Consider the following 9725-nt stretch of genomic DNA (forward strand, 5'->3'; position numbering starts at 1 on the left):
GGATTTGTAAGTGCCTTCCTGAATAAATTTTGCGGCACCGCCCTGTCCTGCAAGTACAACATTTCTTGGTGCCCAGGTGAATTTGTAGTTCCAGAGGTTATTGTCTGATTCCGGAGCAACTAATCCGCCGCAAAAAGATTCAAACAAGATTATTTTTCCTCCTTGGTGTCTGATTTCGTCCAGGATTTTCATCGCACTCATGTGGTCAATTCCAGGATCCAGACCAACTTCATTCATAAAAACCAGATTATTTTCTTTGGCGTCAGCATCTAAACTCTGCATAGCATCGCTGATATAAGAGGCTGTTACCATATGTTTTTTGAAAGCGACACAGTCTTTAGCCACTTCAATATGCATGTGGGCCGGCAACATCGAAATCACAATATCCGCTTTCTGGATTTCTTCTTTGCGCTGGTTTTCGTTATGTATGTCTAAAGCGATTGCAGTAGCATTTTTATGGTTCTTAGTTTTCCTTTGGGCTAACTCCAAAGATAAATCGCCAATAGTCAGGTGTAGATTTTCACTTTCTGACTTCTCCAAAAGGTACTTTATAAGCGATGAAGCCGAACGTCCTGCTCCAATTATCAATACATTTCTCATTTTTGTTTTATAAAAAATCACACAAATGTAGTAAAATGTTATATTTTATCACACAAATGTTTTTAAACTTCCAAAATCAAGTACCATGTAGTACCTTTGAATAAAAACTTTGATGGAAAAGAAAATCATTCTCACAGCATTATGCTTCGGATTTGTATCGATAGTTTTGGGGGCATTTGGAGCGCATGCACTAAAGAAAGTTCTGACGGCAGATCAGCTGTCTTCATTCGAAGTAGGGGTAAGGTATATGATGTATCATGCTTTGTTTCTGTTGTTTACAGGAACTACACAACTACTTTTGCCAAAACAGAAGAATCTTATTTATTATTTCACCCTGTCTGGAATTTTGATGTTTTCGGTCTCTATTTTCCTACTTTCCACAAGTGCGCTTACCGGAATCAACTTTAAATTCCTTGGCCCTGTAACTCCTATTGGCGGGTTGTTGCTAATAATCTCATGGTCAATGGTTTTTTACTACGTAATCACAAAAAAGGCATAATCTGTGAAGCATTTAAAATAAATTTATACTTTTGCCGATAATATTAGTACACAACACATCTAGTTATTTATGGAAACATACACCCCAATTACGAAATCGATTTCGTTAGAAAAATACGGAATCAAAGACGTTAAAGAAATTGTATATAATCCTTCATTCGATCTATTATATCAGGAAGAGTTAAAACCTTCGCTGGAAGGTTTTGAAAAAGGACAATTAACCGAGCTTGGCGCGGTAAATGTAATGACTGGTGAGTTTACTGGTCGTTCTCCTAAAGACAAGTACATTGTTAAGGATGCAGTAACAGAAAATACCATCTGGTGGACTTCAGATAAAGCGGTAAACGACAACAAGCCTATTTCTCAAGATACTTGGAACGCTTTAAAAGAAACTACAGTTAATGAATTGTCCGGAAAAAGACTTTTTGTAGTAGATACTTTTTGCGGTGCCAATGAGAACACAAGACTGAAAGTACGTTTTATCGTTGAGGTTGCTTGGCAGGCTCATTTTGTAAAAAACATGTTCATCCGTCCTACAGATGCTGAATTAGCAGTATACGGAGAGCCGGACTTTGTGGTGATGAACGGTTCTAAAACCAGCTTTAAAGATTACGCTGCTCACGGATTAAATTCAGATGTATATGTAGCTTTCAATTTAACTGAAAAAATCCAGTTAATTGGCGGAACATGGTACGGTGGTGAAATGAAAAAAGGGTTGTTCTCTATGATGAACTACTACTTGCCTTTGCAAGGAATGGCGTCAATGCATTGTTCTGCCAATAAAGGAAAAGACGGTGATGTTGCTGTTTTCTTCGGATTGTCAGGAACAGGAAAAACAACTTTATCTACAGATCCTAAGCGTGAATTGATTGGTGATGATGAGCACGGATGGGACAACGACGGTGTTTTTAACTTTGAAGGTGGATGCTACGCAAAAACCATTGACTTAAGCAAAGAAAACGAGCCGGATATTTTCAACGCCATTCGTAAAGATGCTTTGTTGGAAAACGTTACTGTAGATGCTAACGGTAAAATAGATTTCAAAGACGGTTCAGTTACTCAAAACACGAGAGTTTCTTACCCGATTAACCATATTGACAATATTGTAAGACCAGTGTCTAAAGCAGGTCATGCAACTAAAGTTATTTTCTTAACTGCCGATGCTTTTGGTGTAATGCCTCCAGTATCGAAGCTGACTCCGGAACAGACTAAGTATTTCTTCTTGTCTGGGTTTACTGCTAAATTGGCAGGAACAGAACGTGGTGTTACACAGCCTGAGCCTACTTTCTCTGCTTGTTTTGGTAAAGCATTCTTATGTTTGCACCCAACAAAATACGGAGAAGAATTAGTAAAGAAAATGGAAGAGCATAATGCTACTGCCTACATGGTTAACACAGGTTGGAACGGAACAGGAAAACGTATTTCGATTAAAGATACCCGCGCTATCATCGATAGAATTTTAGATGGTTCTTTAGAAAATGCAGCTACTCAAATTGTGCCTATCTTCAATCTTGAAGTACCAACAGCACTTGAAGGCGTAAATACTGAAATATTAGATCCAAGAAACACGTACACAGAAGTTTCAGAATGGACAACAAAAGCTGAAGACCTTGCTGGTAGATTTATCAAAAACTTTGTTCAGTACACGGACAATGAAGAAGGTAAAAAACTAGTAAACGCCGGACCGCAATTATAAAAAAGGAATTAATTCAAAAATAGAAGAGCTGCTCATTAGAGTGGCTCTTTTTTTGTTTAACCTCATCTGCTTATGGGTATTAACTACTCCTCTTTTGTGGAAGCAACAAATTTTTCGAAGAGTTGTACGGTCTTTTCGTTGATTTCCTGATACGTCAGGCGGTCTTTGGTTTGATAGAAAAACATCAAAGCATACGGCTTGTCAATATGGTCTAAAAGCAATGATTTGTTGAGTCGGTAGGTTTCGCGCAGTACCCTTTTGAAATAATTCCTGTCTACAGCTTTTTTAAAATACTTTTTAGACACAGAAACGCCCATTTTCAACTTCTGCCCATCTTCAAGCGAGATTGGGGCATAAACCAGTCGTAACGGATATTTGGATACAGACTTTCCTTCCGAAAAAAGTAAATCGATAGTGGTTTTGCTTTTGAGCTTTTCTTGTTTGGGATACGTGTTCTTCATTTCAGGGCAAAGATACAAAGTTGAATCCCGAAATGAAAATGATAGTTTACAGAAGGTTTTCTTTCAGTAGTTACAATATTTGTCTTTGTTCATGAGAGTACTTTTTTATTCTGATTGAGGGATAAATACTGATAGGAGATGGATAATTTGATTGGCGATTTTCGACATGGCTCATACCTTGTTTTTATAGCTGTTTTGCCGCATATTTCAGGGCATATTGATTGTAATTTGTTGATTTTCAGTTTTTTTGGATGAAAAATAAATAGTAAGAATATTCGGAATAATATTTTTTTATTTACTTTTATCTGTAACAACTTAAAAACCAATTTAATATGAAAGTATTTAAAAATGTAAGCCTCCTGCTTTTTCTGGCTGGAGCCGCCACAACGCCAGTCATGGCGCAGACTTCGGGGACAAGTGGGTCCGGGGCAAATATCGATATCAAACACCACAATGTGTACTGGAGGATTAATCCTGATTCGACCAAATACATCCGTGGGACAGTGACTACTAAATTTTTAACCAAGGCTTCGAATGTGAGCACCATCACCTTCGATTTGAATAAAACGTCATTTAACAATACAGGATTAGTCGTTAAATACCATGGAAGTGTAATTTCCAAATCATTTCCCTCCAGTGGCAATGTCAATTTACTGACCATAACACTTCCAAGCCCTTTGGCAAACAATGTTTTGGATTCCGTAACCATTTCATACAGAGGAGTTCCTCCGGCTGCAAGCGGTGAGGCGTTGGGTTATCAAAAAACATCGTACAATGGCAGTAATTATATTTACACTTTGTCAGAATCGTATGAAGACAAGGATTGGTGGCCGTGTAAAGCAGATATGCAGGATAAAATTGAATCTATGGATATTACCGTGAGCGCTCCTTCGGCGTTTAAAGTTGCCACTCAAGGGAAATTGTTTAAAACTGTCGTTAGTGGGACCAGTACAAAATACACGTACAGACATCAGTATCCTGTAGCTTCCTATCTTGTGAGTGTTTGTGTGGCCAAATTTACGGAATTCAACAGAACTCCTGTGACCATAGGAACGACAAGTGTGCCGGTTATTTACCAGTTATTCAACAGAAGTTCCTACACTTCGATACTGAATGCTTTGGATTTCTGTAAATTAGAATTGCAGTTATTTACAAGCAAATTTGGAGATTATCCTTTTAAAAACGAAAAATTCGGAGTGTATGAGTTCGGTTTTGCAGGAGGAATGGAACATCAGACCAATATCGGATTAAGTTCCGGCGGACTGACCAGCTGGTCGACCATAGCTCATGAAGTGGCTCATCAATGGTTTGGAGATGCTGTGACTTGCAAGACTTGGAATAGTTTATGGTTGAATGAAGGATTTGCCAGCTATATGGAAGTATTGGCAGCAGAGCAAATTCCATCATTGGGACAAAGTGCTTTATCCCGAAGATCATCAATGAAAAGTTCGGCGAGAACCACAACTGTACCTGTGTATATTGCTAATGTAAGTAATTCGAATAATGTATGGACAGGCCCTAACACCACAGCCGTTTACGATCGGGGAGGTATGATTGTTTCGATGTTGAGGACATTGTCAGGAGATACTAAATTCTTTGAGGCTACCCGTAATTATATTGCTGATCCTAATCTAGCGTATAAATCAGCAAACACAGATAATTTAAGGCAACATTTCGAAACCGCATTGGGCGGAGCCAATCTGACTGATTTTTTTACGGATTGGGTTAATGGAGTAGGTACGCCGAGTTATGCCGTAGAATGGAACAACGTGGGCACTAGCATCACATTAAAACTGACTCAGACCAGAAGTTCTAATTCTAACGTTACTTACTTTAGGATGCCAGTTGCAATTAGAGTAAAAAACAGTTCCGGAACAGCACAAGACATCGTTTTGTATGATAACGGCGGCAACTTATCAATTGCAGGAAATGGGACGATGGGTACAGGTACAGGAACTAATAAAATTACCATCAACCTTCCTTTTACGCCAAGTACTGTGCAGTTTGATCCCGATAATGTAACTATTGCTACGGGGTCAGTGACATTTAATTCGACTTTAACGCAAAGACAATCTTTGGATGTAGTTGCCGAAAGAGAAATAGAGGATGCCTTTAAAACAGTGATTTATCCAAATCCGAGTACCAGCGAATTTACTGTTCGGTTTGTTTCTCAAGATCAGAAAACTCCCATTGTGATGGATGCGGTAAATGAATTGGGGGCGATTGTGAAGCATCAGGAAAATATTGCTACTGAAGAAGCCGTTTCTTTTGGAAATGATTTTGCCAGTGGGATTTATATTCTTCATTTTAGTCAGGGAGGACAGCAATTTTCGACTAAGATTTTAAAACAATAATTGATTGCAGCGTTGTAAAGGGCAATAATCAGTTGGATGGTTATTGCCCTTTTTTTATTTAAAAACAAATTTAAGTTTGTATTTGTCTTTTATTTAAGAAAAGAGACACTATTTATTCTGCTATAAATTCGTAACTTTAAGGGATAAAAGCTGCATTAAATAGCTGTAAAATGAAAAAACGAGAGGTAATAGGGTTGTTTTTAATCATTGCAACCGTTTGTTTTTTGTCATCCTGCGACAGGAGTATTCAACGCTTTCAGCAACAAAACCAAATATCAGAAGCTGAAAGAGCTTGTGTGGATAAGGTAATTGCTATTGATGACTCAATCGGGAAAATCAGAAATAAAGAATGTCAGAAACTTTCTCTAAGTCAGACTATTTCCAATTATACTGATAAGATGAAGAAAATAAGCACAGAAGGATGTCCGAAAGAATTTTCTAAATCATTTAACCAACATATCGATTCATGGAAAAACTTGTTGGAGGTAACCGATAAATATCCTGAAATGCGTGGAGAAATGCATGATTTATTCAAAGAGTTGGAAAAAAGCAAAGACTCGGCAGTATTTAAAAAATTAAAAAATGTCGTTTGGGAAACTTGGGATCTCGTTGAAATCACGTCAAAATGAGAAGGAATACTCGTTCTCTCATACCACAAAACCGCCTTTCCAGAAGAGAAAGGCAGTCCGTTTATTTTTGTTTCACCAGTTTCTTTGCGATTTCGTATAAAGCCTCGCGGTTTTCATCGACATAAAAAAGACCAGCCTGAATCAGTTCAAAGATGTTTTTTCTGGAAGTATCATCCATTTCCGGTGAAGCGTTTTTCAAATCAGGCATAATCCGATAATAATTCTTCTGGTTTCTAGGTCCTAATGTTTCGTACATTTTGGTTAACAGATAATCGACTGTTTCGGCATTGGCAGTAAGCAGAATATCAATCAAAGGGCTAATCCATTTTATTTTTCCGGCATTTTCAAATTCTTTGTATGTATACGGCTTTAGCACCTGACCCGTTCCGATGGATACGATAATCATATCATTGACACTTGGAAAATCTACTTTTTCCGGATCATTGAGTACTTTGGTAAAAGCAATTTTACGGGCTTCAGCGTAAGCGCAAAGTGCAGGATTGTTGGCATAAACACCACCGTCGATTAAAGTAAATTCTTGTTGGTACAATGATTTTACCTTGGCTGGCTCAAAATAGGTTGGCGCTGCGCTGGTGGCTCGGCAAACGTCTTTTACATAGAAATTTTCCAATGGCGAATGTGCTTCGTGGCTACAGAAAAATTTCGCCTTGCGTGAATTGATGTCATATGACGTAATTAGGCAAGGTTTTACGAGTTCTTTTAGTTCCAATGTGCCAAAGACTTCGTCCAGTTGTTTTTCGAGGCTTTTTTGCGATATTTTTTCATTAAAAAGACCAAAAGGATTGAGCACCTGATTCCAAAACGAAACATTAAAAATAGTGTCTCCTTTTTTGGCGTAAAGGTCCAAGGCCGTTTCGACAGAAAACTTAGATCGTTTGGAATTGTCCGGAAACAGGATGAGCGCGGCTAGTAAACCACCTGTGCTGCTACCGGCCACAAGATCAAAATAATCACCAATTTTAGCATCGGGATGATCCAGTTTCTGTAATTGTTCTTCAATATATTTTAGGATAACACAGGAAATAATACCTCGTATTCCACCGCCATCCAGGCTTAGTATTCGTATTTTCTTAGGCATAATATTCTTTTTTCAGGATGACATATCCGTTTGTATCTTGTTTTAGTTTGATCAGTTTCCGCCAATTGTTATGCCCTCGTTTCTCGAAATGAGGAAGGTCTTTAAATTTTTTCCAGTTTCCACCCCATTCCCATCCAAATTTCGCAAAAATTTTAACACATTCGTACCAGTCGGCAATTTTATCATTGTCCCAGTCCTTTGCGGTGTCCCAAGAAGCAATCTTGTCTTCAATGATCAGACAGATGTCGACTGCAAAGCCATAATTATGGATCGATTGACCAGGTTTGGCGTTGGTTATTTTTTTACCCGGATGTGTTCTGCCCTGATTGTATAGAAGATTTTGTTCTTCGAAAGTACGAAACCCCTGTGTGATGCGAATCTTCGCTTTTCCCTTTAGCGCGGTATTGCATTCGTTGACGATAGTGATAACTTCAGCCTGTATTGACGGGTGAAGCCTGTTGATTTTTTGTTTCGTATAGTTATCCATGATTATAGTCTTTTAATATAACAAAGATAAAGAAAATAATCTTATAATACAAATCATAAGAAGAAAATAATCATACAAATAATTTTTTGAAGTTTAGGGAAATTAAAAAACTGCAGCTTTTTGGGTTGCAGTTTTTGCTTTTGAGAAGGGATTTAATTTACATTTTGTTCCTGCTGAAGATTTCTGAATAGGGGATTAGTTCTCTTTTTTCGTTTCCTGATCCATTATTTTTAAAATTGCAGGCAGACGGAATTCACCTTTCATGTTTTTGATATTTTCAATTACACTTTCGATTTCTATTCCTATGCAGGAAACATATAAAGGAACGCCACTTTTTCCTCTGTAAACGGGAAAACTTACTTTTTCGGTATTGTGAAAGCTTCTTTTGGCGACGCCAACCACAGGAATTTGGTGTTGAAGGCTTTCGTACAGATGACCGCCTAATCCCAATGCGTTTTGATTGTCAACAAAAACATGCCCGTCAACAATAATTAAGTCTATTGTATTTAAATCCAGTTTGTTGAGCAAGTCGGTAACACAAGGTAATTCCCTTTTAAAGAATTGACCAGGCACATATTCTTCAACATTTTCTATAACAGAAGTGATGATTTTTTGAGGCTCGTCATCTTCCCAATCGAATAAAACACCAACTGTTTTAGCTTGGGCTTCTTTGTAATAAACATCAATTGCTAGGATCATTAAGAATGGTTTTTAGGCTTGGGTAAATTTATATATAAAAAAGTCATCCGGAAGGAGTTTTAAAATTTATCCCTGATGGCGGATTTACTTCGTCAGTTCGTCTAAAGCCTCAGGTGCAAATCCGCCTATCGGGGTCAAACTTGGAAACATATTAAAAGCAAAAGCTATAACACAACTGCTATAGCTTTTGCTTTTAATTATAACTCAAAGTCGGGAAACTTTTGCACAGCTGGGGGAAATCTGTGTTAAAAAAAGCGAACAGAAAATTTTACCACAAAATGTGTGGTAAAATTTTTGCTTTAAAAAAAATACCACAACTTCTGTGGCAAAAAAAATAATTCCACAAGTTTTGCCACAAAAACTGTGTTAAAAAAAATATTTTAAAAAAATTGACACAAATGGAACAAAATAATATAACGGATCTTTTCAAATTAAAACCCTCGCTATCGGGTAGCTGTTTTTACTCGTTTGAATCTTTGTGGGCACGGATTTACTTCGTCAGTTCGCTTCGCTCGAGTACAATCCGAGCCCACAAGTTACTTCAAAACGATCCAATTAATACTATTAAGAGATTTCTTAATTTGTATTAAACATAATAAAAAACTGCAATCAGTCGTGATTGCAGTTTTTGTTTTTATAGACACGGTTCCGAGGTTTCGGGAGAAAATCAGTGCTATCAGGTGCAGGATTTTACAAATTTATAATATAAAAAAGCTACCCGAAAGTAGCTTTAAAAATTAATCTTCAATATCGCTCATATAATGAGGTGTGACAATGAAAGAGAGCTTGTTTGTTTCAGCATCAATGTAAACTGAGCAGCCTTTAATTCCATCAACACTATCTTTATTAAAATCTGCTAGAAACCCAATAACGTGCATTTTTTTCTTTGAACCATCTTTTTGAAGTACATTTTCTTTTAATGCCAGATATTCAACAGAATTATCAACCGAAGATATTTTTTCTTTTTCTAAATACGCTTTTACTTTTTTTATTAATTCTTGTTTTAACATGATATTTTCTTTTTAATTATTTTGGAATTTTAATTTTTCTTTTCTCTAGTACTATTGAGTAGTACCCCGATAGCGCATTCTATGATAAAAAACAACTTTAATTAAAAAATTAAGATGCAAATTTATAAGTGTTTATAAATGGAGTTCGTCTTTTGACTACAGAAAAAACCCTGCTTACAATTTTGCATCTAA

Annotated in this window: 10 protein-coding genes; 4 read left to right on the forward strand and 6 right to left on the reverse strand. The window is 37.0% G+C overall.

Translation table 11 applies throughout. From position 1 onward, the window contains the following. Positions 1-600 (reverse strand): saccharopine dehydrogenase C-terminal domain-containing protein (locus tag ACRDEC_RS16620; protein ID WP_431499492.1); only part of this gene is annotated, 600 nt, incomplete at its 3' end. Between the two features lie 112 nt (positions 601-712). On the opposite strand from ACRDEC_RS16620, the gene ACRDEC_RS16625 reads away from it, so the two are divergent. Both ACRDEC_RS16625 and pckA read left to right on the forward strand, forming a co-directional pair. Beyond that, positions 713-1099 carry a DUF423 domain-containing protein gene (locus ACRDEC_RS16625; protein ID WP_431499493.1) on the forward strand — a complete coding sequence of 129 codons (387 nt, stop codon included), beginning with the start codon at positions 713-715 and terminating at the stop codon, positions 1097-1099. Between the two features lie 69 nt (positions 1100-1168). Next, entirely contained in the window at positions 1169-2794 is a 1626-nt protein-coding gene (gene pckA, locus ACRDEC_RS16630; RefSeq protein WP_431499494.1) for a phosphoenolpyruvate carboxykinase (ATP), read from the forward strand. 83 nt (positions 2795-2877) lie between these two features. Here the strand turns inward: pckA and rnpA are convergent, their stop codons facing one another. After that, complete coding sequence (gene rnpA / locus ACRDEC_RS16635) at positions 2878-3255, reverse strand: ribonuclease P protein component (RefSeq protein WP_431499495.1); 378 nt, start codon at positions 3253-3255, stop codon at positions 2878-2880. 332 nt (positions 3256-3587) lie between these two features. Here rnpA and ACRDEC_RS16640 point away from each other — a divergent pair, with 332 nt between their 5' ends. After that, on the forward strand, positions 3588-5609 hold the full coding sequence (locus ACRDEC_RS16640) for a M1 family aminopeptidase (protein ID WP_431499496.1): 2022 nt from the start codon (positions 3588-3590) through the stop codon (positions 5607-5609). Between the two features lie 170 nt (positions 5610-5779). Continuing rightward, on the forward strand, positions 5780-6238 hold the full coding sequence (locus ACRDEC_RS16645; protein ID WP_431499497.1) for a hypothetical protein: 459 nt from the start codon (positions 5780-5782) through the stop codon (positions 6236-6238). A gap of 61 nt (positions 6239-6299) precedes the next feature. On the opposite strand, the gene ACRDEC_RS16650 is transcribed toward ACRDEC_RS16645, so the two are convergent. The 4 genes from ACRDEC_RS16650 to ACRDEC_RS16665 all read right to left on the reverse strand — a co-directional run bounded on the left by ACRDEC_RS16650 (position 6300) and on the right by ACRDEC_RS16665 (position 9533). After that, a complete protein-coding gene (locus tag ACRDEC_RS16650; protein WP_431499498.1) occupies positions 6300-7337 on the reverse strand; it encodes a patatin-like phospholipase family protein in 1038 nt (345 codons plus the stop codon). Next, on the reverse strand, positions 7330-7824 hold the full coding sequence (locus ACRDEC_RS16655) for a M15 family metallopeptidase (RefSeq protein WP_431499499.1): 495 nt from the start codon (positions 7822-7824) through the stop codon (positions 7330-7332). Before ACRDEC_RS16655 ends, ACRDEC_RS16650 begins: the two co-directional genes overlap by 8 nt. Positions 7825-8019: 195 nt before the next feature. Further along, complete coding sequence (locus tag ACRDEC_RS16660) at positions 8020-8523, reverse strand: endonuclease V (RefSeq protein WP_431499500.1); 504 nt, start codon at positions 8521-8523, stop codon at positions 8020-8022. A 737-nt stretch (positions 8524-9260) separates the two neighbouring features. After that, positions 9261-9533 (reverse strand): hypothetical protein, encoded by a 273-nt coding sequence (locus ACRDEC_RS16665; RefSeq protein ID WP_431499501.1) that lies wholly within the window; start codon positions 9531-9533, stop codon positions 9261-9263. Positions 9534-9725: the final 192 nt, after the last annotated feature.

The sequence above is a fragment of the Flavobacterium sp. genome (assembly GCF_050696275.1).
Classification (GTDB): domain Bacteria; phylum Bacteroidota; class Bacteroidia; order Flavobacteriales; family Flavobacteriaceae; genus Flavobacterium.